General features: G+C 66.3%; 24 protein-coding genes, 1 tRNA gene and 2 riboswitches. Of the genes, 6 read left to right on the plus strand and 19 right to left on the minus strand.

Going from position 1 to position 22,517, the window contains the following annotated elements:
* Window positions 1–161: 161 nt before the first annotated feature.
* On the plus strand, window positions 162–425 hold the full coding sequence (locus A3E77_RS00385; protein ID WP_293642930.1) for a hypothetical protein: 264 nt from the start codon (window positions 162–164) through the stop codon (window positions 423–425).
* 2 nt (window positions 426–427) lie between these two features.
* On the opposite strand, the gene A3E77_RS00390 is transcribed toward A3E77_RS00385, so the two are convergent.
* Both A3E77_RS00390 and A3E77_RS00395 read right to left on the minus strand, forming a co-directional pair.
* Entirely contained in the window at window positions 428–748 is a 321-nt protein-coding gene (locus tag A3E77_RS00390) for a DMT family transporter (protein ID WP_293642931.1), read from the minus strand.
* A gap of 99 nt (window positions 749–847) precedes the next feature.
* Window positions 848–923, minus strand: a tRNA-Trp gene (locus tag A3E77_RS00395).
* Window positions 924–1,015: 92 nt separating this feature from the next.
* Between A3E77_RS00395 and A3E77_RS00400 the strand changes: the two genes are divergently transcribed.
* From A3E77_RS00400 to A3E77_RS00410, 3 genes are all read left to right on the plus strand, one after another.
* Window positions 1,016–1,960 carry a DMT family transporter gene (locus A3E77_RS00400; protein WP_293642932.1) on the plus strand — a complete coding sequence of 315 codons (945 nt, stop codon included), beginning with the start codon at window positions 1,016–1,018 and terminating at the stop codon, window positions 1,958–1,960.
* On the plus strand, window positions 1,957–2,586 hold the full coding sequence (locus tag A3E77_RS00405; protein ID WP_293642933.1) for a glutathione S-transferase family protein: 630 nt from the start codon (window positions 1,957–1,959) through the stop codon (window positions 2,584–2,586). Before A3E77_RS00400 ends, A3E77_RS00405 begins: the two co-directional genes overlap by 4 nt.
* 132 nt (window positions 2,587–2,718) lie before the next feature.
* Window positions 2,719–3,597 (plus strand): OmpA family protein, encoded by an 879-nt coding sequence (locus tag A3E77_RS00410; protein WP_293642934.1) that lies wholly within the window; start codon window positions 2,719–2,721, stop codon window positions 3,595–3,597.
* A gap of 141 nt (window positions 3,598–3,738) precedes the next feature.
* On the opposite strand, the gene A3E77_RS00415 is transcribed toward A3E77_RS00410, so the two are convergent.
* From A3E77_RS00415 to A3E77_RS00425, 3 genes are read right to left on the minus strand one after another with little or no spacing between them, the layout of a single operon-like run.
* Window positions 3,739–5,142 (minus strand): SPOR domain-containing protein, encoded by a 1,404-nt coding sequence (locus A3E77_RS00415; RefSeq protein ID WP_293642935.1) that lies wholly within the window; start codon window positions 5,140–5,142, stop codon window positions 3,739–3,741.
* A gap of 21 nt (window positions 5,143–5,163) precedes the next feature.
* The gene (locus tag A3E77_RS00420) at window positions 5,164–5,847 is read right to left on the minus strand and encodes a hypothetical protein (RefSeq protein WP_293642936.1); all 684 of its coding nucleotides are present in this window, start codon (window positions 5,845–5,847) and stop codon (window positions 5,164–5,166) included.
* 14 nt (window positions 5,848–5,861) lie between these two features.
* On the minus strand, window positions 5,862–6,584 hold the full coding sequence (locus A3E77_RS00425; protein WP_293642937.1) for a ParA family protein: 723 nt from the start codon (window positions 6,582–6,584) through the stop codon (window positions 5,862–5,864).
* A 256-nt stretch (window positions 6,585–6,840) separates the two neighbouring features.
* Here A3E77_RS00425 and A3E77_RS00430 point away from each other — a divergent pair, with 256 nt between their 5' ends.
* Entirely contained in the window at window positions 6,841–8,016 is a 1,176-nt protein-coding gene (locus A3E77_RS00430) for an SPOR domain-containing protein (protein WP_293642938.1), read from the plus strand.
* Between the two features lie 28 nt (window positions 8,017–8,044).
* Here the strand turns inward: A3E77_RS00430 and A3E77_RS00435 are convergent, their stop codons facing one another.
* Both A3E77_RS00435 and bla read right to left on the minus strand, forming a co-directional pair.
* Entirely contained in the window at window positions 8,045–9,160 is a 1,116-nt protein-coding gene (locus tag A3E77_RS00435; protein WP_293642939.1) for an energy transducer TonB, read from the minus strand.
* 87 nt (window positions 9,161–9,247) lie between these two features.
* The gene (gene bla, locus A3E77_RS00440; protein ID WP_293642940.1) at window positions 9,248–10,165 is read right to left on the minus strand and encodes a subclass B3 metallo-beta-lactamase; all 918 of its coding nucleotides are present in this window, start codon (window positions 10,163–10,165) and stop codon (window positions 9,248–9,250) included.
* Between the two features lie 94 nt (window positions 10,166–10,259).
* Here bla and A3E77_RS00445 point away from each other — a divergent pair, with 94 nt between their 5' ends.
* Window positions 10,260–11,144 carry a LysR family transcriptional regulator gene (locus A3E77_RS00445; RefSeq protein ID WP_293642941.1) on the plus strand — a complete coding sequence of 295 codons (885 nt, stop codon included), beginning with the start codon at window positions 10,260–10,262 and terminating at the stop codon, window positions 11,142–11,144.
* Between the two features lie 222 nt (window positions 11,145–11,366).
* Here the strand turns inward: A3E77_RS00445 and A3E77_RS00450 are convergent, their stop codons facing one another.
* The 12 genes from A3E77_RS00450 to A3E77_RS00505 form a co-directional block, all read right to left on the minus strand.
* Window positions 11,367–12,926 (minus strand): fatty acid--CoA ligase, encoded by a 1,560-nt coding sequence (locus A3E77_RS00450; RefSeq protein WP_293642942.1) that lies wholly within the window; start codon window positions 12,924–12,926, stop codon window positions 11,367–11,369.
* Between the two features lie 101 nt (window positions 12,927–13,027).
* A complete protein-coding gene (locus A3E77_RS00455; RefSeq protein ID WP_458574390.1) occupies window positions 13,028–13,645 on the minus strand; it encodes a DUF938 domain-containing protein in 618 nt (205 codons plus the stop codon).
* 14 nt (window positions 13,646–13,659) lie between these two features.
* Window positions 13,660–14,112, minus strand: a complete 453-nt coding sequence (locus tag A3E77_RS00460) for an abscisic acid-deficient protein Aba4 family protein (RefSeq protein ID WP_293642944.1) — start codon at window positions 14,110–14,112, stop codon at window positions 13,660–13,662.
* Window positions 14,113–14,131: 19 nt separating this feature from the next.
* A complete protein-coding gene (locus A3E77_RS00465; protein WP_293642945.1) occupies window positions 14,132–14,479 on the minus strand; it encodes a hypothetical protein in 348 nt (115 codons plus the stop codon).
* Window positions 14,479–15,987, minus strand: coding sequence for an aminomethyl-transferring glycine dehydrogenase subunit GcvPB (gene gcvPB, locus A3E77_RS00470; RefSeq protein ID WP_293642974.1), 1,509 nt, complete (start codon window positions 15,985–15,987; stop codon window positions 14,479–14,481). Before gcvPB ends, A3E77_RS00465 begins: the two co-directional genes overlap by 1 nt.
* A 32-nt stretch (window positions 15,988–16,019) precedes the next feature.
* Window positions 16,020–17,378 carry an aminomethyl-transferring glycine dehydrogenase subunit GcvPA gene (gene gcvPA, locus A3E77_RS00475; protein WP_293642946.1) on the minus strand — a complete coding sequence of 453 codons (1,359 nt, stop codon included), beginning with the start codon at window positions 17,376–17,378 and terminating at the stop codon, window positions 16,020–16,022.
* A gap of 3 nt (window positions 17,379–17,381) precedes the next feature.
* Window positions 17,382–18,197 (minus strand): glycosyltransferase family protein, encoded by an 816-nt coding sequence (locus A3E77_RS00480; protein ID WP_293642947.1) that lies wholly within the window; start codon window positions 18,195–18,197, stop codon window positions 17,382–17,384.
* Window positions 18,198–18,236: 39 nt separating this feature from the next.
* On the minus strand, window positions 18,237–18,608 hold the full coding sequence (gene gcvH / locus A3E77_RS00485; RefSeq protein WP_293642948.1) for a glycine cleavage system protein GcvH: 372 nt from the start codon (window positions 18,606–18,608) through the stop codon (window positions 18,237–18,239).
* 3 nt (window positions 18,609–18,611) lie between these two features.
* Window positions 18,612–19,748, minus strand: coding sequence for a glycine cleavage system aminomethyltransferase GcvT (gcvT, locus tag A3E77_RS00490; RefSeq protein WP_293642949.1), 1,137 nt, complete (start codon window positions 19,746–19,748; stop codon window positions 18,612–18,614).
* Between the two features lie 55 nt (window positions 19,749–19,803).
* Window positions 19,804–19,925, minus strand: a riboswitch (glycine riboswitch).
* Window positions 19,926–20,027: riboswitch (glycine riboswitch) on the minus strand. It lies immediately after the preceding riboswitch.
* A 61-nt stretch (window positions 20,028–20,088) separates the two neighbouring features.
* Window positions 20,089–20,736: a Rossmann-fold NAD(P)-binding domain-containing protein gene (locus A3E77_RS00495; protein WP_293642950.1), complete on the minus strand. Its 648-nt coding sequence runs from the start codon at window positions 20,734–20,736 to the stop codon at window positions 20,089–20,091.
* Complete coding sequence (locus A3E77_RS00500; RefSeq protein WP_293642951.1) at window positions 20,729–21,901, minus strand: deoxyguanosinetriphosphate triphosphohydrolase; 1,173 nt, start codon at window positions 21,899–21,901, stop codon at window positions 20,729–20,731. The genes A3E77_RS00495 and A3E77_RS00500 overlap by 8 nt, the downstream gene beginning before the upstream one ends.
* Window positions 21,898–22,517: SPOR domain-containing protein (locus A3E77_RS00505; RefSeq protein WP_293642952.1), on the minus strand; the 620-nt coding region annotated here is incomplete at its 5' end. The genes A3E77_RS00500 and A3E77_RS00505, both read right to left, overlap by 4 nt.

Here is a 22,517-nt window from a genome sequence, read left to right on the forward strand (position 1 = left end):
CGAGCGTTGCCGATAGACGCGGACATGCTCGATCTCGAAACGGATCGGGAAGATCGCGTCGTCGACCGCGCCCCCCATCGCTCCGCCGACGGCGAGGTTCAGCAACAGATATTGCGGCGCGTCGAACGGCCATCCAGCGCGACATCGCCAAGGGCGACCGATTGATCCTCGCTTTCTGGGTCCGGGTCGCCGGGAATGCGGGCGAGGCTCCGACCGGCCTTGGCGCGGCGATCCAGCAAAACAGCGCACCCCATGCACCGATCGTGCAGGGACGCGTCATGCTGTCGAACGAATGGCGGCTGGTGCATGTGAAAGGCGTTGCGAACGGCGACTATCCCGCCGGCAAGGCGAATGTCGCGCTGACACTGGGCGACGCGGCGCGGACGATCGACCTGGGCCCCGCCTTCGTGATGAAGGCGGACTAGGTTCAGGCAGGCGAGGACAGTTTCATCAGCACCAGTCCGCTGACGATCAGGACCGCCGCGCCGATGCGCATTGCGTTGGCCTGTTCGCCGAGCACGAAGATACCGACAAGGAACGCGCCGACCGCGCCGATCCCGGTCCAGATCGTATAAGCGGTGCCAAGCGGCAATGATTTCATCGACAGCGACAGCAGCGCGAAGCTCGCGATCATCGCGGCAATCGTGACCGCGGTTGCACCCGGGCGCGTGAAGCCTTCCGACTGCTTCATCGAAAACGCCCAAATGATCTCGAAAAGTCCGGCGATCGTCAGGTAAATCCAGGCCATGACAGCCTCCCTTAAAGGCCGCCGGGCCGTCCCGGACTTGAAAGCCCCCGCGCCCGAAAAAGGGAGGATGGGCGAGGACGTGGCCTCTTTATGCCGGCCTGGCAGGGGCAGTAGGACTCGAACCTACGACCCTCGGTTTTGGAGACCGATGCTCTACCAACTGAGCTATACCCCTAGGCCGGAGTGCGCCACTAGCCGGATTGCGGAGGCGGGGCAAGAGGGATGACGGGTTGCACCTTGCAACCGGGCTGATATGCGCAATTTCGCATGCGCGACGCTCCGCCCCCTGCCCCGCTCGACGGTCCTCCCCAAAATTATCTCGGCGGCATCGGCTTGCGGTTGCTGGCGATGATCAGCCTGTCGCTGATGTTCGTTCTCGTCAAATATATCGATGCGGCGGGCATCCATATTGTCGAAAGCCTTTTCTGGCGTCAGGCGCTGGTCCTGCCCTTCCTGCTCGCCTGGGTCATGGCAACGGGGGGATTGTCGTCGCTGAAGACGCGGCGGATCGGCGCCCACGCGCGGCGGATGCTGATGGGCCTGACGGGCATGGCGTGCAATTTCGGCGCGATGATCCTGTTGCCGATGGCCGAAGCGACCACGATCAGCCTGTCGGTCCCGATCTTCGCAGTCATCTTTGCCGCGATCCTGCTGGGCGAGGCGACGGGGTGGCAGCGGTGGGGAGCGGTGATCGTCGGCTTCGTCGGCGTGCTTGTCGTGCTCGACCCCATCGCCAGCTTTGCGGGCGGCTTCGGCGGCGCACACGGCGTCGGCACCATCGTCGCGCTGACCGGCGCGATCATGACCGCGCTGATCACCATTGCGGTGCGCGACCTCGGCCGAACCGAAAATGCCGCGACGATCGTTTTCTGGTTCAGCCTGCTGTCGATGATCCCGCTCGGCATCGCGCTGCCCTTCGTCATCACCCCGCACAGCGCCGATGAATGGCTGCTCCTCATCGGCCTCGGCTTCCTGGGAGCGGTCGTGCAGATGTCGCTGACCGGCGCACTTCGCCTCGCGCCCGTTTCGGTCGTCATTCCGATGGATTATTCCAGCCTGCTGTGGGCGATCGCCGCGGGCTGGTGGTTCTTTGGCACCATGCCGGCCGACACGACCTGGGTCGGCGCGCCGCTGATCATCGCGTCGGGCCTGTTCATCGCCTGGCGCGAACATCGCCGCCATATCGACCGGCCAAAGGAGGTTGCCGCATGACCCAGGAAAATTCGCGCCCGATCCTCTACCACTGTCCCGACGCGCGGTCGCTGCGCTGCCTGTGGGCGGTCGAAGAGGCGGGAATTGACATCGACTTGCGCTTGCTGAAATTCCCGCCGCGCGCATTTGAACCCGATTATCGTGCGGTAAACCCGTTGATGACGATCCCCGGCTGGGTCGAGGACGGCCGATTGATGACCGAATCGGCGGCGATCTGCGAGCGCATCGCCGAAGGCACGCCGCTGGAAGTCCGGCGCGACGAAGGCGATTATTGGGCGTCGCGCAACTGGCTGCACCGCAGCGACGCGACGCTGACCTTCCCGCTGGCGATCATGATCCGTTATACGCGGGTCGAGGTGCCCGAGCGAAGGCTGGCGCAGGCGGTCGAGGATTACAGGGCCTTCTTCGGCGGACGGGCAAAGAGCATCGAGGCGGCGCTGGCCGACGGGCGCGAATGGCTGGTCGCAGGTCGGTTTACGATTGCCGATATCACAATCGCTTACGCCGCTTTCCTTGCAACGACGCTTGGCGCCGACGATATGCTGGGCGACGCAACGAAGGACTGGCTGGCGCGTTGCATGGACCGTGAGGGGTTCAAACGCGCCCGCGAACGGCAAAAGGGCTGATTTCGCCCATTCGCGACACGCCGTGCATTACGGCCGACGATCCGCGCAACCTTCATCCATATCAAGAGTCGCTCTGCCTGAAAGGGCCAGTGATCATGCGCTGCCCTTCCGTTCCAGATGAAGGAGTAGCGTATGGGTGTTATTTTCAAAAGCTCGGGCGCCTTGTTGGCGCTGGCCGTGCTGGCCGGTCCGGCCGCGGGCAGCCTGGCCGCGCAGCAGCAGGACCCGAATGACGGGGACGTCATGGCGACGGTCGTCGGCACCTTGCCGTCGCCCGATCAGATGACCAAGGGGCCGAAGGTCGAAGGGATCATCTCCGCGCGCCGCGATGGCCGGATGGACGTGACCACCGCCGACGGCAGCGCGACCACGATCGCCATTGCCGACTATACCAAGATCAAGAGCAGCGGCGGCTTTTTGGGCCTCGACCGCGACAAGCTTGCGGCCGACGCGCTGCTCAACGGCCTGCCCGTGAGCGTCGATACCTTGCAGTGGGACGGCGGCCTTGTGGCGAGCCAGGTCGATCTGAAAAGCAAGGACCTGCGGACGGCGTCGATGATCCATACCGGGACCAACCAGCGTTTCGCCGAACAGACGGCGGCCACCGAAGCGCTGCGCAGCCGGGTCGGCGATATCGACCAATATAATGTCAAGGGCACGACCAATGTGAACTTCGACACGGGCAAGGCCGTGCTGACCGAGCAGGCGAAAGCCGATCTTTGCAGCGCCGCGAGCCAGGCCGAGGGCATGGACAACGCCCTGTTGCTGGTCGTCGGCTACACCGACTCCACCGGCAGCCAGGAACTGAACCAGGTGCTCAGCGAAAAGCGGGCAAGCCGCGTCGTCAATCATCTTCAGCAGGCGTGCGGCTGGAAACCCTATCGGATGCTGACCCCCACCGGGATGGCCGAAGCCGACCCGGCGGCGGACAACAGCACCCCCGAAGGCAAGGCCCAGAATCGCCGCGTTGCGGTGAACATTCTGGTCAGCAAGGGTCTCGACGGCATGTAATCGGGCCGGGGTGGGTTGACGCCCACCCCGCTCATTCCCGAAGCCGTGCGCCCTTCGCGCCCAGCCAAAAATCCCAGCCAAAAATCAAAGAGGCGCGGTCTTGCGACCACGCCCCTCCCCCCCAATTCGGCGGATTAGATTTTAACGCGAAGCGAGACGCAGCGGGCTGCTTTTTGCCGCCCATTGAATATGTTCGCTGCCGCCCATCGCGCGGATGAAGCAGGTTTGGCCCTGCGCCTTGAGCTGGCTGCACAGGCTCGCCGCATCGGCGCGCGTGGCAAGGCCATTGACCGTCAGGCGATAGAAGGTGCGACCCTTGACGTTCGCCGCGTGGCTTGACGCCGGGAAGCTTGCCAGCATCGCATTGCGTTTCTTCAGCGTGCCCCATTTTTCCTTGGCGATGCCCAGGCTGTCGTACGCACCCAGCTGCACGGCCCAGCCATTGGGCCTTTTCGCATCGAACCCCATCGCCTTGGGAATCAACACCGTTGCCAGTTCGATCGCCTGTTTCTGTGCAGGCCGGATACGGCCCTCGCCCGCGACGCGCGGCGCGGCGCGATAGGGCGCCGCATCGGCCAGGATGACTTCGCCCGCCGGTTTCGGCTGCGGCAATTCGGTTACGGGCACCACGCCATCGGCGCCGCGTTCGGGCATCGGGAGTTCGATGCTGCGGATCGCATTGCCCGCGTCGGCAAGGACCGGGGTCAGAACCGGCGGCGGCGGCGCATAGGCGGCGACCGGCGCCGGATCGGCGCTTGCCAGCTCGGTTGCGGGTTCGGCGGCGGCCATTTGCGTTTCGCCGAAATTGCTGAGCGCAAGGCGCACGGGCATTCCCGCGTCCTGTTGCGCTTTGGTGCCGACCAGGCTCGCGACGCGGATCTGTGCGTTCGGCTGTTCGGCCAGTTTCGACCATTCGGCCATTCGCCCTTCGAGTTTCGCGGCGGACAGGTCCTGCGACGCCAGGATGCGCGCCTGCGCCCAACGCCCCGACAGCGCAAAGGCGAGCGCCAGATTTTGCCGCGTGCGCGCACTGGCGCCTTCGGCCCGTGCGGCTTCGCTGAGCACATAAATGGCACCCTCGCTGTCGCCCGCCAGCGCAAGCGCCAGCCCGATGTCGGACGCCGGCACGGTGTCGCGATGCTGCGTCAGCAGCGCGACCGCGTCGGCATTCTTGCCCTGCGCGATCTGCGCCAGCGACAGCGACAGGATCGTGTTGCTGTCGGTCGCACCCAGTTCGACCGCCTCGCCAAGTGCTGCGGCGGCCGAGGCAAAGCGACCATCGTTCAGATAGGCCTGTCCCAGCAGCGCGCGATAATTCGCATCGCGGGGGCTGCCTGCCACCGCCGCTTCGGCAAGGCCGACGGCCTTGCTGGCCTTGCCGGCTTCCAGCGCAACGCGCGCCTGGTCGGCCGATTTCGCGGCGACTGCCGGTTTTCCGGCGGCACGCGACGGCGCATCGGCCATCTTGCCCATGCCGCTGCATCCGGTCGCGACGCCCAGCACGAAACCCGAAACGGCCAGGTTCATCAGCATATTGCGGTTCATGTCGGGGTCCCCTCTTGGTGCTTAACGCTGCGTCTGGCGCGACGGGCGCGCCGCCGGCAGACGGCTTGCCATCGCGTCGATTTCGGGCAGCGAAGACAGATATTCGTCGAGCAGGTCGGTCAGGATCACCTGCGACGACCGGTTCGTCACCGCGCTCGCGAGCCGCAGGCGCAGATGGCGTTCGGCGTCGAGGCGCAGCGTAAAGGCGGCCTTTTCGCGAGCACGCAGCGCGCGCGGCGCCTTTTCCTTCTTCGCTTTCGGTTCGGGACGCGCCTCCACCTTGCGCGCCACCGCGGCGACGCGCTCGATCAGCGATTCCTGCTGACGGACGATTTCGGGGACTTCGGGAGCCTCGGCCTCGAACTGTTCGGCGCCATAGCCGTCGGTCAGGCCATGCGCCTCGTCCGAAAATGTCGGCGCATATTCGGCACCCACGCTGTCATCGACCGCATGTTCGGCCTCGGCATTATGCGCCAGCACCGACCCGGTGAGCAACGGCTTCAGATCGAGCATCCGCGCGGGTTCGGCCGACTGGTCGGGATCGACATCATAGCCCATGTCATTCCAGCCAAGATCGTCATAGCCACCGCTGTTGACCGGAGCGGGGCCGCTGCCGAGCGGCTGGCGGCGCATCGCGGGACGCGCCCCGCCCTTGCGGGCAAGGAGGCCTGCGCTCAGCGATGCGAGGGGTTTGGGTTCGCCCATGGTTCCCGCTCCCGTCACTGACCAGCGATGCGGCGGCCGAAGCCACCACCCATCGGACGGACCGCGCCATAATTGCCCTGCGTCGGGATCGGCGCGGCAAAAACGGTGCGGCGGAAGTTCTTTTCGAGGCGATCGTTCATATAGGTCCACAGCTGCCGAATCTCGTCGGCCGAGCGGCCGTTGGGGTCGACTTCCATCACCGTGCGGCCGTCGATCATCGACGCGGCATAATCGGTGCGGTGGTGAAGCGTGACGGGGGCGACCGTGCCGTGCTGCGACAGCGCGACCGCGGCTTCGCTGGTGATCTTCGCTTTCGGCGTCGCGGCGTTGACGACGAACACCAGCGGCTTGCCAGCGCGTTCGCACAGATCGACGGTGGCGCCGACGGCGCGCAGGTCGTGCGGGCTGGGGCGCGTCGGCACGACAATCAGTTCGGCGACCGAAATCACGCTCTGGATCGCCATGGTGATCGCCGGCGGCGTATCGATGACCGCCAGCTTGAAGCCCTGTTGGCGCAGGATTTCAAGGTCCGACGCCAGGCGGGCGACCGTGGTCTGGGCAAAGGCCGGAAGGTCGGTTTCGCGCTCGTTCCACCAGTCCGCGAGCGAGCCTTGCGGGTCGATGTCGATCAGAACGACCGGGCCGGCGCCGGCAAGCTGCGCCTGCACCGCCAGGTGCCCCGACAGCGTCGTCTTGCCCGACCCGCCTTTCTGTGAAGCCAATGCCAATACGCGCACTGCGTTACCCCCTCGGAAATCCAAAAATCGTCGAAGGGATGCCATGCCGGGCGCTAAAATTGAGTTAACGATGATAAAAAGAGAGTGAACGACTTCCTCGCGCTTATGGTAAACAAAGGCTCAACGCGAACTTGTCCCATATCGGATCAAGTTCGCCGTGACCGCTTTTGTCGCTAACATCGTGTTAGCCAATTGGGGCTATGAAGCTTCCGGGGACTGTCGCCGTGATCGACGGCGCAAGTCATTGGAGAATAAGATGCGTTCTTTCCGCACCATCGCCCTGCTGGCCTCGCCGTTGATCGCGATATCGATGTTCGCGGCGCCCGCCTTTGCCGACGTCAAGGACGGTGTCGACGCGTGGCAGGCGGGCAATTATCAGGCCGCAGTCGCCGAATGGCGCCCGCTCGCGCTGGCCGGCGACGCCGATGCGCAGTTCAACCTGGGGCAGGCCTATAAGCTGGGCCGCGGCGTTCCCGCCGATCTGGCACAGGCAGAAACATGGTATCGCCGCGCCGCGAAACAGGGCCATCTTCAGGCGGAGGACAATCTCGGCCTTGTGCTTTTCACCGCGAACCGCCGCGAAGAAGCCATGCCCTTCATTCTCAATTCGGCATCGCGCGGCGAACCGAGGGCGCAATATGTGCTGGGCACCGCGCATTTTAACGGCGATCTGGCGCAGCAGGATTGGCCGCGCGCCTATGCCCTGACGAAGCGCGCCAGCGACGCCGGGCTGGGCATTGCATCGGCGCGCCTCGCCCAGCTCGACAATCTGATCCCGCTCGACCAGCGCCAGCGTGGGCTGGCGATGATTCCCGAAATCGAAAAGGGCGAACAGCGGGCGCGCCTGGCCGCGGTGAACGCCGCCGCGCCGCCCGCGCCCAAGCCTGCGCCTGCCTCTGCGGTCAAGGTCGCCAGCCTGCCCGCTTCGACGCCGGGCACCAGCTACACCCCGCCGCCGGTGATCGCGCCCGCGCCGACGCCGCGCCCCGCGGCCCCATCGTCGCCCGTCGCCAGCGCCGCCGCTGCGGCAGCGGCCGAAGCGACCGCCGATGCTGTCGCCGCGACCGGCCAGCCGGGCACAAGCTATAGCGCGCCGCCCGAAAGCCCCGCGCCCGCCGGTCCCGCGCCGATCAAGGCGGCATCCACGCCCGCGGCCCGCGTCCACAGCAGCCCAGCCTCCGCCAGCGCGCCCGGCACGGCCAGCGCATGGCGCGCCCAGCTCGGTGCGTTCGGCGTCGAAGCGAACGCCCGCAATCTGTGGGCGGCGCTCGAAAAAAAGACCCCCGCGCTTGCGGGCCGCCAGCCCTATTTCGTCAAAAGCGGCAAGCTCACCCGCCTTCTTGCCGGGGGGTTTGCGAACAAGGGCGAAGCCGAAAGCTTCTGCGCGGCGACGCGCAAGAGCGGCCAGCCCTGCCTGGTGGTCGACAAATAGCGACCGCGCCCCTTCAGGGGCTCGCGGATCAGAAAATCTCGACCGCGCCGGGATCTTCCACCGGGAGCGGAGCCGTCCGTTGCCCCATCGCGAACCGCACCGTCTCGACGCAGCCGGTTGCGCCCTGCGGCGACGGCTCGGTTCGGGCATTTTGCACGATCGTCAACGCGGCATGGCCGAAGTCGGCGGCAGGCTGCGCCGCCACCACCTTTGCATTGCCGACCGCACCCCATGGCGCGACGTCATAGGTGATGATCGCCCACCCCTCGATTGCGCGCCGCCGCCAGGGTTCGGGAAAACGCGTTGCCAGGGGACGGCTCCAGCGCGATTTTACCGGGCAGTTGCTATTCTCGGGCCGCAGGCTCTGTTCGGCGGGCGCCGGCGGCGCGGCGAGCGTCTCCGGCGTTTTCCAATATGGATAATGGCAGCCGGTCCGCGCCCCGCCGGTAAAGCGCGACGCCGCGACGGCGTTACGCGCGGCGGCATCGAGCGTCTTGTTACCCGTCCCGAACAGCGTTTCCACCGCGACCGGAGCGCCGCTGCGATCGGTGGCATAGCCGACAAGCGACCAGTCTTTCACTCCCGGCGTTCCGGGCACTTTGTCGAAATCGGGAAAGGCGCGGAGCAGCGGCTGCGGAAACGGCGCCGTGACGCAATTGCCGGCGCGCTTGATCCGGTCCCATCCCTCCGTCGGCAACGGCCCGGACGTCGGCGTGATCGTATAAGACACCAGATCCTCGACCGCGGCTTCGCCGAGCGGCGCGACCTTTGCGACAAAGCTGATGCGGCAATGCTGGCGCACGCCAGGCGCGAAACGGCTCGCGGCGAGCGCCGGCGCGACGTCGCCGGAAAAGCCCGTAAAGCCCTCCCCGTCGCGCACGATGGAGAGCGGACGTCCCGCGGCATCGATCTCGAACCGATAGGAAACCGACGGCGCCTTTGTCGGCAAGCCCCAGCTCAGCTCGCTTAGCGGACGGCGCAGCGTCACATGGGCGACCGGCGCCCCGCCGCATTGGGCCTGGCCGGGCGTCCAGCCGAACAACATGCGCGTCGGCGGCCCACCGTCGGGTCCAAATCGCGGCGGCGGCATCGAAATATCCATCGTCATCGCCAGAAGGCCGAGGACAACACCCATATTCAGCATGAACAACATCCTCGACCGCGCTGGGACTGCGACGATCCTAGCGCGGTTTCGGACGCTTACAAGATTGGAAAACAGACGATAAAATGGCTATTCCACCTGCGAACGCTCGTCCGCCAGTCGCTTTGCGAGCAATTTGCGCGATCGGTCGGCATAGGCGCGGCACGCCCCCGGCGCGTCGTTATAGCGCCCCGGCCCGGCGTTGTCGGGATGCGCGGAAATCAGCACGTCGCACGCCATCGCGTCCATCTTGCGATAGCTTGCCTCGAACCCCGCAACGATCGGTGCACTCGCGGGCGCGGTATAGCGATAATCGTCGGCGGACACGGGATTGAGGCTCGATGCAAAGACGATCGTCTTGCACGTCTTGCCTTCGCACGCTTGCCAGCGCCAGCTCATGCTGCCCATCGTATGGCCCGGCGTCGCGACCGCGGCGATCGCCGTCTTGCCAAGCCGCAGCACCTCGCCATCTTTGACGACGCGCAGGCGCGACACGGCAGGCCAGGTGCCGCCATAGCGCAATTGCGGATCGTCCTCTGCCATCGCCCCCGCGCGCAGCCCCTCGGCACCGCGCGCGCTGGCGACGACCGTCGCGCCGGTGTCCCGCGCCAGCGCGGCAAGCCCGCCGCCATGGTCGTAGTGCGGCTCTGTGCTCAGAATAAATTTGATGTCTTTGGGGTCGAAACCGAGCTTGCGGACGTTCGCCAGGATCAACGGCGCCCCCTGCGGCAGCGCGCCGTCGACGAGCACCAGCCCCGCCCCCGTGTCGATCAACGCGACGCTGAGCCCACCGAAACCGACAAGGTAGCTCGCCCCGAAAATCTTCTCCGGCGGCAACGGCGCCAGCCACTGTTTGGCGCGCTCGACCGCCATCGGCCGCGTCAATGGATCGTCGGCCGCCGCCGTCGCGGCGCCCGCCGCCATCTGCACGCGCGCCTCGTCGGCCAAAGGCAGCGGAACATGGTTCACCCCGGCCAACCACGCGGCAAAAGTCATCATCACGATCATTTCTGTCTCCCTTCCGCGCCGGAATGCCGCGCCGCGCCCCGCGCGACAAAGCATCATTTCTCGACAAAGCCATGAGAATAATTGATGATAAACTATGGACCGCGCCCAACTCCCGCTCAACGCTCTCCGCGCATTCGAGGCCGCGGCGCGGCACCTCAACTTCACGCGTGCCGGACTGGAGCTATGCGTCAGCCAGGGGGCGGTCAGCCATCAGGTCGCGCAGCTCGAACGGCGCCTCGGCACCCGCCTTTTCCACCGCCTGCCGCGCGGTCTGGCGCTGACCGACGAGGGACATGCGCTGGTTCCCGTGGTCGCCGACGCGTTCGACCACATCGCCGCGACGCTGGGTCAATATGCCGATGGCCGCTTTCGCGAGGCGCTGAAAGTCGGCGTCGTCGGCACCTTCGCAACCGGCTGGCTGCTTCCGCGCCTCGATCGCTTTGCGCGGGCGCACCCGGCGATCGACCTGCGAATCTCGACGAACAACAATCGCGTCGACCTCGCCGGGGAAGCCCTTGATTATGCTGTCCGTTTTGGCGACGGCGCCTGGCACGGCACGCGGGCCGAGCCGCTGATCGCGGCGCCCATGGCGCCGATCTGTGCGCCCGCAATCGCGGCGCGCCTCGCCACGCCCGCCGACCTGGTCCACGAAGATTTGCTCCGGTCGTACCGCGCAGATGAATGGGCGCTGTGGTTCGCCGCCGCCGGATTGCCCGCGCCGGTGCTGCGCGGCCCGGTTTTCGACAGTTCGGCGCTGATGGCCTCGGCCGCGGCCGCCGGCCTGGGGGTCGCATTGGCGCCGCCGTCGATGTTCGCGCGCGAGCTTGCCGCCGAAACGCTCGTCCAGCCCTTTGCGATCACGATCGACGCGGGGCGCTACTGGCTCACCCGCCTGATGTCGCGCAGCGAAAGCGAAGCGATGCAGCGGTTCCGCGATTGGCTCCTCGGCGAAATTGCGGGCGATGCGCCGTCCGGCTGAGCCTTGACGTGGTTCGGCCAGCAAAAAGGGCTCCACCCTGCGATGGAGCCCTCCATGTTCCTCGCGTCCTGCGACGCACATGAGGAAAGCGCATCGGCCTTTCAGGGGTGTAGGTCGCGCGAAAGGCCGGATGTGGGGCCAATTTATGCCGCGCGCAGTGGGTTGGCTTTCACATTCTCACGCGCCGATCGCGCCGACGATCGCGCACCGCGCGGGCAGGCCCTAATTGACCATCCGCTCATACCCTTGCCAATAGGGTGCGCGCAGATCCTTGCGAAGGATCTTGCCACTGGCATTGCGCGGCAGGGCGTCGATCACATCGATGCTGCGCGGGCATTTGAATGGCGCAATGCGCTCGCGCGCCCAGGCGATGATATCGGCCTCCTCGATGCTGGCGCCGGGCTTGGCGACAACCACCGCCTTTACCGTCTCACCCCATTTTGCGTCGGGGATTCCGATCACCGCGACCTCCTGCACGGCAGGATGCCCGAAAATCGCGCTTTCGACCTCGGCCGGATAGACATTTTCGCCGCCGGTGATGATCATGTCCTTCATCCGGTCGTGGATGAACAGATAGCCTTCGGAATCCAGATAGCCCGCGTCGCCGGTCCGTATCCAGCCGTCGTCAGTCATCGTGTTCGCCGTCGCGTCGGGCAGGTTCCAATATCCCAGCATATTGTTCGACGATCGGGTGACAACCTCGCCGACCTCGCCCGTCGGCACCGGATCGCCATCGGGGCCCAGGATCAGGATTTCGACCCCCGGCAGCGCCTTGCCTGCCGACCGCATCCGCGCATTGCCCGCCGGATCATGGTCCTCGGGCGGCAGCATCGAGATCGTGCCCGTGGTTTCGGTCATGCCATAAGCCTGGATGAACTGCGCACCAAAAACCTGGATGCACTGTCGCAACAGTTCGAGCGGAATCGGTGCGGCGCCATAGAGGATATATTTGAGGCGGCTGTAATCGACGCTGGTGCAGCGCGGATGCATCAGCAGCATCTGAAGCGCCGCCGGAACCATGAAGAAGCGCGTCACGCCATGCTGTTCGACGGCGTCGAACACACCGTCCGGGTTGAACTCTGCCAGCACGATGCCGGGCAGCCCGGCCGCCAGCGCCATGATGCCAAGCCCGGTGCCGCCGATATGCGCGCACGGCATCGCGACGAGCACCGCCTCGTCATCGTCCCATTTGGTATAGGGCATGTCGAGCGTGCTCGAATGCTTGCGAAGCGCGAAGAGGTTTCGGTTCGACAGCACCGCACCCTTCGGATTGCCGGTGGTGCCCGAGGTATAGAGCTGGAGCACCGCATCATTCGCCGCAGACGGCGCGAACGCCGTGCGCCCGGCACCCTCGATCATCGCCCAGGCGTCCGCCGCGCCGACGATTGCCGGATCATTCTGGAGCTTGCCGGCCAGTTGTTCCGCCAATCCCTCGAACCCCGGCCCGGCAAAGACGATTTTCGCCTGGGTGTCGTTGACGATGAACGCCCATTCGGCCGGCGACAGGCGCCAGCCGATCGGTGCCATCACGATCCCCGCCCGCGCCGCGCCATAAAATAGCGTGAAATAAAGGTCGCTGTTCTTGCCGATCCACGCGATGCGGTCGCCCTTTGTCAGCCCGGCCGCGATCAGCGCCGACGCCGCGCGCGCGGTCAGTTCGTCCAGCTGGGCATAGCTGTAGACGCGGTCCTCCTCGCGCAGCCCGACGCGGTCGGGACGTTCGCTGGCCCAATGGGTCAGAAATTCGTCGAATGTAAACAGCTCCGAAACGTCGCGGCCCATCGGCTCTCTCTCCTCGAATCGCATCTTTTGCGCGCAATTGGGAAAAGGCTAGCGGCTGCGCCCGCGAGGTAAAGCGCCGATCGTCGATCCTGTCAGGTCCGTCAGGTCCGGCGGAACAGCAGCATGATGTTGTTCGCCGGCATGGCGCGGCGCTCGGCAAAGGCCAAGCCCGCCGCGTCGGCCGCCGCCTTGACCCTGTCGGTGTCGCGCAGGCCCCATGCCGGGTCGCGCGCACGAAGATTGGCGTCGAAGGCGATGTTGCTCTCCGCCGTCGGGACGTCAGGCTCGATATAAGGGCCGTAGAGGATCAGCGGCGCGTCGCGCGCAAGCAATCGCGCGGCCCCCGCGAACAGTCCCAGGCTTGCCGCCCACGGGCTGATATGCACCATATTGATGCACAGCAAGGCATCGGCCCGATCGATCGGCCAGACGATTGCCGCCGCATCGAGCGCGATCGGCGCCGCGACGTTCGCCAGGCCCGATTCGGCGCGATAGGCCGCAATCGAGGTCAACCCCGCGGGGTCCGGGTCGCTCGGCCGCCATTCGAGATGCGGAAAGGCCGCGGCGAAATGAACGGCATGCTCGCCCGACCCGCTTGCGACTTCGAGCACAGTGCCGACGGCGGGCAGCCAATCCGCCAGCACCGCCGCGATGGCGTCACGATTGCGCAAGGTCGCGGGGGCGTGGCGCTTGTCGGCCGGATTGCCGTCGCCCGGCATCCAGGGTTGCGGCGTCACGCCTTCGCCCTTGCCTGTGCCCGCGCGCGGCGCTCGCGCGTGATCAGCCAGGCAAGCAGCCCGACCGGACCGACCATCAGCGTCAGGAACAGGAAGGGAAACTGGGCGGCCCGGCTGAACCCCTTTTGGTCGGCGTCGCGCGCGATCCACAAGCCGGTGAACAAGTCGAACGCCAGATAATGCGTCCAGCCGAGTGTCGCGCCGCCGGGGCTGTCGAACAGCATCATCACGCCTTTCAAAGTGGTGAAATCGCCGCCGCCCGGCCCGCCCGGATCGATGCCGCCGGTCAGGAAACCGACGATCATCACGGTGTAGGCCAGGCAAAGCAGGAACACCCCGGCGTAAAGGATCGCGGCAAGGATTTTCGGGCCGCGCGGCAGGAAGGCCAGCGCGATCCAGCTCGCGAAGGCCCAGTAATTCGACAACAGAAAGACCATGTCCCAGCTCATCGCGCGCTCCCCCGCCTTGTCAGATCAGGCCGCCGAGCCCGAACAGCACGACGCCCGCCAGCAAGGCAATGGCGCCGGTGACGGTGATCAGCAAGGTCATTCGCGCCGCCGCCGCGCGGCGCGACGCAAGCAATGCCGTCGCCAGGCCCAGCCCGATCGCGAACAGCGGCGCCCAGACGAAGACCCAGTCGTAACTGAAATCGCGGCGAACCGCGATCATCTCCCACTGTTCGACGACCAGACCATAAGCGGTGATCGCGATCAGCCAGCCGAGGATCGCCACGACCCCGAACAGCGCGCCCGCCGCCACGCACCCGGCGCCCGGGCGCGGTTCGGGGCGTGCAGGGCCGGGCGCGGGATCGGCCATCACCCCTCCCAGGCGAGCACCGGCTTGCGCGCCGCCAGCGTTTCGTCGAGGCGGGCACGCGGCGCAAAATGCGGCGCGGCCTTGAGCGCGGGGTCACCGTTCTTCGCGCGCATCGCGATGCTGCGCAGCGCGCCGATGAACTGGTCGAGCGCAGCCTTGCTCTCGGTTTCGGTCGGCTCGACGAGCATCGCCCCGTGGACGACAAGCGGGAAATAGACGGTCATCGGATGATAACCCTCGTCGATCAGCCCCTTGGCAATGTCGAGCGTCGAGAAGCCCTCGGCGAGGCCCTTGTCGCTGAACAGCGCCTCGTGCATGCAAGGGCCCGACGCCGCAAAGGGCGCATCGAGCACATCCGCGAGGCTGCGCAGCACATAATTGGCGTTGAGCACCGCATCCTCGGCCACCTGCTTCAGCCCGTCGGCGCCGTGGCTGAGGATATAGGTCAGCGCGCGGGTGAACATGCCCATCTGGCCGTGGAACGCGGTCATGCGGCCAAAGGTCTGCGGATGATCCTCGCCGGCGCTCTCCTCCTCGATCAGGCGGAAAACCTCTCCCTGCTTCGTCACGAACGGCAGTGGCGCGAACGGAGCCAAGGCTTCGGACAACACCACCGGGCCCGAACCCGGACCGCCGCCGCCGTGCGGGGTCGAGAAGGTCTTGTGCAGGTTGATATGCATCGCATCGACGCCCAGGTCGCCGGGGCGCACCCGCCCGACGATCGCATTGAAGTTTGCGCCATCGCAATAAACATAGCCGCCCGCGGCATGGACCGCGTCGGAAATCGCTTTCATGTCGCGCTCGAACAGTCCGCACGTATTGGGATTGGTGATCATCACCCCCGCGACGTCAGGGCCGAGGCGCGCCTTCAATGCTACGAGGTCCACGCGGCCTTCCTCGGTCGCCGGAATATCCTCGACGGTGAAGCCCGCGAAGGCCGCGGTCGCCGGATTGGTGCCATGCGCGCTTTCGGGGACGAGAATGACGCGGCGATCCTCGCCGCGCGCCTCGAGCGCCGCCTTGATGCACAGGATGCCGCACAGCTCGCCATGCGCGCCCGCCTTGGGCGACATCGCAACGCTGTGCATCCCGGTCAGCGTGATCAGCCATTCGGCAAGCTCATGGATCACGGCATAGGCGCCCTGCACCGTTTCCTGCGGCTGGAGCGGGTGGACGTCGGCAAAACCCGGCATCCGCGCGACCTTTTCGTTGAGCCGCGGATTGTGCTTCATCGTGCACGACCCGAGCGGGAACAGGCCAAGGTCGATCGCATAATTCTGGCGCGACAGCCGCGTGTAGTGGCGCACCGTTTCGGATTCGCTGAGGCCCGGAAGGCCGATCGGCGCCGTGCGCGCAAGCGCACCAAGGTCGGCGGCGGGCGCAGCCTCGTCGAAATCGACGCCCGTCGTCTCGCTGCCGCCGATCTCGAAAATCAGGGCTTCCTCGAGCATCAGCGCCCGATTGCCAGTGAAGGTGGTCGTGTCGTCGGCACCGCCAGCGACATTCATTTCGGGGCGCCAGCCGGCGCGGTTGAGCGCGGTCATGCCAGCACCTCCTTCAGGGCAGCGGCAAAGGCGGCAATATCCGCCTCGGTCACGGTTTCGGTCACGGCAACGACAAGGCCGTTTTCGAGACCGGCATTGTCGGGGTAGAGGCGGCCGAGCGAGACGCCGCCCAGGATATCCATCTCCGCCAGCTTGTGGATCACGGGGCGCGCCGCGGTCGGCAACAACAGCGTGAATTCATTGAAGAAGCTGCCGTTGAGCACCGACACGCCGGGGATGCTGGCAAGTTCCGCCGCAGCAAGCTTCGCGCGGCCGTGGTTGATCGCCGCAAGCTGGCGCAGCCCCGCTTCGCCGAGCAATGTCATGTGAATGCTGAATGCCAGCGCACAAAGCCCTGAATTGGTGCAGATATTGCTGGTCGCCTTTTCACGGCGAATATGTTGTTCGCGCGTCGACAGCGTCAGCACGAAGCCGCGCTTGCCGTTCGCGTCGACGGTCTCGCCGCAAAGCCGGCCGGGCATCTGGCGAACATATTTGGTCTTGCACGCAAACAGGCCGACATAAGGCCCGCCGAACTGAAGCCCGACGCCGAGCGACTGCCCCTCGCCGACCACGATGTCCGCACCCATTTCGCCGGGCGACTTGATCAGCCCCAGCGCGACGGGTTCGGTCACGACCGCAATCAGCAGCGCGCCCGCCGCCTGGCACGTCTCGGCCAGTTTCGTCATATCGTCGATGCGGCCGAGGATGTCGGGATATTGGACGACGACACAGCTCGTCTCCTTGTCGACGCTATCCGCCAACGCCGCCCAGTCGGTCCCGGCTTCCAGGGTCGGGTCGCCGTCGACCAGCACATCGCCGGTATATTTCGCCATCGTGCGTGCGACGCTGCGATAATGCGGGTGCAGCCCCGTCGACAGCAACGCCTTGGTGCGCTTGGTGATCCGGCGCGCCATGACGATCGCTTCCCAGCAGGCGGTCGAACCGTCGTACATCGACGCATTGGCAACGTCGGTGCCGAGCAGCCGCGCGACCTGGCTCTGGAATTCAAACAGCATCTGGAGCGTGCCCTGCGCGATTTCGGGCTGATAGGGGGTGTAGGCAGTCAGAAACTCGCCGCGCTGGATCAGGTGATCGACGCTGGCGGGCACATGGTGGCGATAGGCGCCGGCACCCAGGAAGAACGGCCCGTCGCCCGCAGCGCGGCTGCGACGCGCAAGCGCCCCCATATGACGTTCGACGGCAAGTTCGCTCGCATGGCCTGGCAGGTCGGCAATCGGGCCGTCGAGCCGCGCCGCGGCAGGAACATCGACGAACAGGTCATCGATCGACAATGCGCCGATGGTCGCGAGCATCGCGGCGCGATCATCGTTGGTCAAAGGGAGGTAACGCATGAACTACTCCGGAGAAGAAGCTGGATTGGAAGAAAAAAGCTGGGCGGTGTCGGCAAGCGTGCCCGAAAAGACGGTCGGCCCGGCGTGGGTCGTGCGAACCCACGGCGCCAGCCAGATGCGAAACCCCGCATCGCGAACGCGGCGGCAAAAGGCGTAATCATCCGACAGCAGCGCCTGGCTTTCGGATTCGATCATCGGGCAGAAAAAGGCCGACTCAAGCTCCCCCACGCCATGCGTCTGGCGCTCCGCGGGATCGGGCCGGAACACAAGTTCGGGCAAGGCGGACCGCAGCCCGTCGAACACCGCGCGGCGGATCAGCATCATCGCAGTGCCAAGCCGTGACAGCTCGACAAGGTCGGTCATCCGGAAATTCTGCGCGGGGTGCAGGAAATGCAGCGCAAATTCGCCCGCATAGCGCGCCAGGTCGGCGGGGTTATCCTTTGCCAGCCCCAATTCGACCGCGCGCGCGACATTGCCCCAATTGACCATCCGCCGGGGATAGGCGCCGCCGAGCACGCCGATTTCCGGATGCGCCTCCATTGCGCGCACCATCGAAAAAACATCGTCGGGCGAAAAATCAATGTCCGCATCGACGAACAGCATGTGCGTGCAATCGCTGGCGAGGAACATCGCCGTCAGCATGTTGCGCGCGCGCGTGATCGACGGCTGGTAGAGGATGAATTCAAACCGCACCGCCACACCCATCGCCTGCGCGCGCAGCGCAAGGTCGAGTGCCGCGCGGACATAGGTGCCCTGCGCGCCTTCATATATGGGTGTCGCCACCATCAGGCGGCAGTTGGTCAGTGCGGCGTCGGTCATCATGTCCCTCCCCCTCCCGCCCGCGGGAGGGGCGATCGGTTACAGCGCGTCGCAGAACGCCTTATAGGCGGCCGCGTCCATCAGCCCGTCGAGCTGGCTCTTGTCGCCCAGCGTCATGCGGAAAAACCAGCCTTCGCCTTCGGGGTCCGAATTGACGAGCGCGGGATCTTCTTCCAGCTGGCCGTTGCCTTCGGTCACGGTGCCGTCGACCGGGGCATAGACGTCGCTTGCCGCCTTTACCGATTCGACCACTGCGGCGTCGCCGCCCTTGCTGAGTTCGGCGCCGGTGTCGGGCACTTCGACGAAGACTATGTCGCCGAGCTGGCCCTGCGCGAAGTCAGTGATGCCGACCGTTGCGACATCGCCGTCGACGTCGATCCACTCATGCTCTTCGGTAAAATAACGCGGCATCGATCAACCTCCTGTTTTACGAACATAATTATGTGGAACAAAGGGCATGGCGGCGACCGTGCAGGCCACCCGCTTGCCGCGCACTTCGGCCGCGACCGCCGTGCCGGGCACCGCATGATCGCGCGGGACATAACCCATCGCGATCGGCGCCCCGACGCTGGGGGCGAAGCCGCCCGAGGTCACGACGCCGATCTCGTCCTCGCCGTCGAACAGCTTGGCGCCCTCGCGCACCGGCAGCTTGCCGTCGACGAGCAGGCCGACGCGCTTGCGCGGCGGACCGTCTTCGAGGTGCCCCAGGATACGCGCCGCGCCGGGGAAATTTTCCTCGGCCCGGCGGCGCTTGCTGACGGCGAAGCCAAGGTCGGCTTCGGCGGGGTCGATCGCGGGGGTCAGGTCGTGGCCGTAGAGCGGCAGCCCCGCTTCGAGACGCAGCGAATCGCGCGCGCCGAGCCCGATCGGCTTTACCTCGTCCATCGCGCAAAGCGCGTCGGCAAAGGCGGTCAGCGCCTCGTTCGGCAGCGAAATCTCGAACCCGTCCTCGCCGGTATAGCCCGATCGGCTGAGCGCGATCGCATGGCCTGCCCAGGTCGCGCGGATCGCCTGCATGAAGACGAGGTTCGCCGCCTCGGGCACCAACCGCGCGAGGGCATCGACCGCTTTCGGTCCTTGCAGTGCGAGCAGACCATAATCTTCATTATGGTTGAGCGTGATATCGTCGGGCAGGTTTTCGCGCAGGTGACCGATATCGTCCCATTTGACCGCGCCGTTGACGACGATGCCGAACTGGTCGCCCTCGTTGGTGATCATCAGGTCGTCGAGGATGCCGCCGTCTTCGTCGAGGAGCAGGGAATAGCGCATCCGGCCCGGCTTCAGCGCCGAAATATCGCCCGGAACAAGCGTTTCAAGCGCCTCGGCGACGCCCTCACCGGACAGCGCGAGTTGGCCCATATGGCTGACGTCGAACAGGCCCGCATGGTCGCGAACCCACAGATGTTCCGCCATGATGCCTTCATACTGGATCGGCATCCAATATCCGGCAAATTCGACCATCCGGCCGCCCTTTGCGCGGTGCCAGGCGTCGAGCGGCAGCGTCGCGGTCTCGATTGCCGCTTCGTCGCCCGTGAATTGCGTGTCGGTCATGCCAGTCTCCCGCGGTTGCATAGCGTATGCGCGGCCCATCGCCGCGCCTTGTCGCCATGCCCCCTCTGTCACGGGAACCTGAGAGTTTTCCTCCATGCGCCCTCTGCGGGGTTGCGCTGGGAGTTACCCCTTCGGTGGTTCCGGCGGATGGCCGGAACGCTTTCCAGAGTGTCCGTTCCAGCCTGCGCGGTCCTGCTGACCTGAGAGTTTCCGGGGCGGTTGCTCCTTCGGTGGTGAGGCGCCGGTTGCCCTGCCCTCACGCTCTCCCGCGCGGCCGGTCGAATCTCTTTGCGGGAGGCTCGACAGACGCTGCGAGCCTTGGCGCTGGCCCCTTGCGGAGTCAATCGGCCAGCGCACGGATCGCGTCGTTTTCGTGGATATGCACGCCCGAACCGCCGCCTAGCGCGAGCGCGACGATCGCCGCGGCGACGCAATCGGCCGAAATCGAACGATAGCGGCGAAACGATCCGTGCAGCAGCGCGTCGGTGAGCGGCGCCGCGATCGTCGCCAGCCCCTCGCCCAGACGCTGCGGACCGGGGCGGTCGCCGCGCAGCAGGCCGGGGCGGATCAGGTCCAGCCGGGCGAAACCGAGCGCGCCGAGGCCATCCTCCGTCTCGCCTTTGGTGCGCAGATAGAAATTGCCGCTTTTCGCCTTAGCCCCAACCGAACTGACCGCGATCATGTGCGACACGCCGCCCGCCCTCGCCCCGCGTGCGGCGGCGAGGACCAGGTCATGGTCGACCGCGCGAAAGGCCGCCTGCGACCCCGCCTGGCGGATGGTGGTGCCAAGGCACGATATGAGGATCGCCGGCTTTTCGGCGGCGATGATGTCGCCCCAGCGATCCGGCTGCGCGACCAACTCCTTGTGATGCGGCGCCAGTCCCTCGCCCGCGCGGCGCGCGAGGATTGTGATGGGCGTCGCGCCAAAAGTATCGATCACCGCGCGCCCGACGAGCCCCGTGGCGCCGACAATCAGCGCGTCAGGCATGAGCCAGCGCGGCGGGGACCGCATCGCGGCCGAAAATGTCGGCATAACGGTCGATGGCAAAGCGATCGGTCATGCCCGCGATATAATCACCGATATGGCGCACTGTCGCGCAATTTTCCTGCGGCAGGCGCGATGACCAGTCTTCGCCCATCAACCGCGGATCGTCGGCATAGGCGGCGAACAGGCGCCCGACGACCTGGTTCGCGGCTTCGGCGGCGGCGAGTTGTTCGGGATGATGATAGAGGTTGGCATACATGAAACGCTTGAGCTCGCGCTCGTCGGCCGCGAGCCCGGCCGAAAAGCCGCCGAGCATCCGCCCCGCGGCCCGAACCTCTTCGACGCTGGAAACGCCCGCGTCCGCGACCTGGGCCGCGGTCGCAGCGATGACATCATTGACCATCACGCCGATCTGGTCGCGCACCAGTTCGCGCAGCAAACGATCGCGCGGCGCGCCGGGGAAACGGCCCTCCACCGCGCGGTAATTGGCTGCAACAAACGGCTGCTCCATCAATTGATCCAGGTCGAGCAGGCCGGCGCGCAGCCCGTCGTCGATATCGTGATTGTCATAGGCAATGTCGTCGGCCACCGCCGCAATCTGCGCCTCCAGGCTGGCGTGGCTGCCAAGGTCGAGCGCGAAATCGCCGTCGATTTCGGCGAGCGCCCAGCCGGGACGGCAGACCGGGCCATTGTGTTTGGCAAGCCCTTCCAGCGTTTCCCATGTCAGGTTGAGCCCGTCGAAGCGCGGATAGGGGCATTCGAGCGCCGCAAGCGTGCGCAGCGTATGGCCGTTATGATCGAAGCCGCCATGCGCCGCCATGGCAGTCTTCAGCGCATCTTCGCCCGCATGGCCGAACGGGGGATGGCCGATGTCGTGCGCCAGGCACAGCGCCTCGGTCAGATCCTCGTTCAGCCCGAGCGCGCGCGCAATGCCGCGGCCGATCTGGGCCACCTCGATACTGTGGGTCAGCCGGACGCGATAATGGTCGCCGTCGGGCGCCACGAACACCTGCGTCTTGTGGCGCAGGCGGCGAAAGGCGATCGAGTGGATGATGCGGTCGCGGTCGCGCTGGAAATCGTCGCGCGGCCCGCGCACGACCCGGCCAGGCTCGCCATGACGGCGCCCACGGCTGCGGGCGGGATCGCTGGCGCACGCGGCGACGCTCATTTGATCGGATCGACGGCCTGCCCGGCCTCGCTGTTGAACAGGAAGCCGTCGCCGCTGGCCTTTTTATAGTCGGAAAGCCAGTCCTGCGCCGCCTTGCGGTCCTTGAACGGGCCCAGCAGCAGACGGCGCGTCTTGCCCCACTCGGCGGTTGCGCCCGACTTGCCCTTGAACAGCGCCGCATGCTTCCTGGCAAATTTGCCGAAATCGGTGGCGAGCGCCTTCGCATTCGCGCCGGTCGCGATCTGAACCCAGATGCGCGCGGGATTCGCCTTTTTCTCGGCCGCTTCCTGCTTTGCCTTTGCGTCGGCTTCGGCCTTGGCTTTCGCGGCGGCGGCGTCCTTCTCGCGCTTTGCCGCTTCGGCGGCTTCGGCCTTGCGCTTGTCGTCGAGCAGTTTCGCCAGCGTGTCGGCGCCCACCGCATTGTCCGGCCGCGCCAGTTCCTCCGCCGGGATTTCGATCGACCCGACGATGTCGGCGAGTGAGGCGAGCGGCGCCGCCGCAGCGGAAGCGGTGGCGGGAGCGGCCACGGCAGTTTCGGGCGACGGCGTGGATGGAACCGGCGCGACCGCGGCAGGCGCCGACGCGGCGGGCGCAGCGGCGGCGGCGGACGAGCGGC

It is taken from the genome of Sphingopyxis sp. RIFCSPHIGHO2_12_FULL_65_19 (genome assembly GCF_001830555.1).
Lineage (GTDB): Bacteria > Pseudomonadota > Alphaproteobacteria > Sphingomonadales > Sphingomonadaceae > Sphingopyxis.

Bases quoted from the DNA above. Each gene is read 5' to 3' on its own strand.
- A3E77_RS00435 (WP_293642939.1), bottom strand. From the start codon at position 9,160: ATGCTGAATATGGGTGTTGTCCTCGGCCTTCTGGCGATGACGATGGAT.
- A3E77_RS00410 (WP_293642934.1), top strand. From the start codon at position 2,719: ATGGGTGTTATTTTCAAAAGCTCGGGCGCCTTGTTGGCGCTGGCCGTG.
- A3E77_RS00455 (WP_458574390.1), bottom strand. From the start codon at position 13,645: ATGCCGGGCGACGGCAATCCGGCCGACAAGCGCCACGCCCCCGCGACC.
- A3E77_RS00445 (WP_293642941.1), top strand. From the start codon at position 10,260: ATGGACCGCGCCCAACTCCCGCTCAACGCTCTCCGCGCATTCGAGGCC.
- A3E77_RS00390 (WP_293642931.1), bottom strand. From the start codon at position 748: ATGGCCTGGATTTACCTGACGATCGCCGGACTTTTCGAGATCATTTGG.
- A3E77_RS00460 (WP_293642944.1), bottom strand. From the start codon at position 14,112: ATGAGCTGGGACATGGTCTTTCTGTTGTCGAATTACTGGGCCTTCGCG.
- A3E77_RS00465 (WP_293642945.1), bottom strand. From the start codon at position 14,479: ATGGCCGATCCCGCGCCCGGCCCTGCACGCCCCGAACCGCGCCCGGGC.
- gcvPB (WP_293642974.1), bottom strand. From the start codon at position 15,987: ATGAATGTCGCTGGCGGTGCCGACGACACGACCACCTTCACTGGCAAT.
- A3E77_RS00495 (WP_293642950.1), bottom strand. From the start codon at position 20,736: ATGCCTGACGCGCTGATTGTCGGCGCCACGGGGCTCGTCGGGCGCGCG.
- A3E77_RS00500 (WP_293642951.1), bottom strand. From the start codon at position 21,901: ATGAGCGTCGCCGCGTGCGCCAGCGATCCCGCCCGCAGCCGTGGGCGC.
- A3E77_RS00405 (WP_293642933.1), top strand. From the start codon at position 1,957: ATGACCCAGGAAAATTCGCGCCCGATCCTCTACCACTGTCCCGACGCG.
- A3E77_RS00420 (WP_293642936.1), bottom strand. From the start codon at position 5,847: ATGGGCGAACCCAAACCCCTCGCATCGCTGAGCGCAGGCCTCCTTGCC.
- A3E77_RS00415 (WP_293642935.1), bottom strand. From the start codon at position 5,142: ATGAACCGCAATATGCTGATGAACCTGGCCGTTTCGGGTTTCGTGCTG.
- gcvH (WP_293642948.1), bottom strand. From the start codon at position 18,608: ATGCCGCGTTATTTTACCGAAGAGCATGAGTGGATCGACGTCGACGGC.
- A3E77_RS00480 (WP_293642947.1), bottom strand. From the start codon at position 18,197: ATGACCGACGCCGCACTGACCAACTGCCGCCTGATGGTGGCGACACCC.
- A3E77_RS00430 (WP_293642938.1), top strand. From the start codon at position 6,841: ATGCGTTCTTTCCGCACCATCGCCCTGCTGGCCTCGCCGTTGATCGCG.
- gcvT (WP_293642949.1), bottom strand. From the start codon at position 19,748: ATGACCGACACGCAATTCACGGGCGACGAAGCGGCAATCGAGACCGCG.
- bla (WP_293642940.1), bottom strand. From the start codon at position 10,165: ATGATCGTGATGATGACTTTTGCCGCGTGGTTGGCCGGGGTGAACCAT.
- A3E77_RS00450 (WP_293642942.1), bottom strand. From the start codon at position 12,926: ATGGGCCGCGACGTTTCGGAGCTGTTTACATTCGACGAATTTCTGACC.
- A3E77_RS00400 (WP_293642932.1), top strand. From the start codon at position 1,016: ATGCGCGACGCTCCGCCCCCTGCCCCGCTCGACGGTCCTCCCCAAAAT.
- gcvPA (WP_293642946.1), bottom strand. From the start codon at position 17,378: ATGCGTTACCTCCCTTTGACCAACGATGATCGCGCCGCGATGCTCGCG.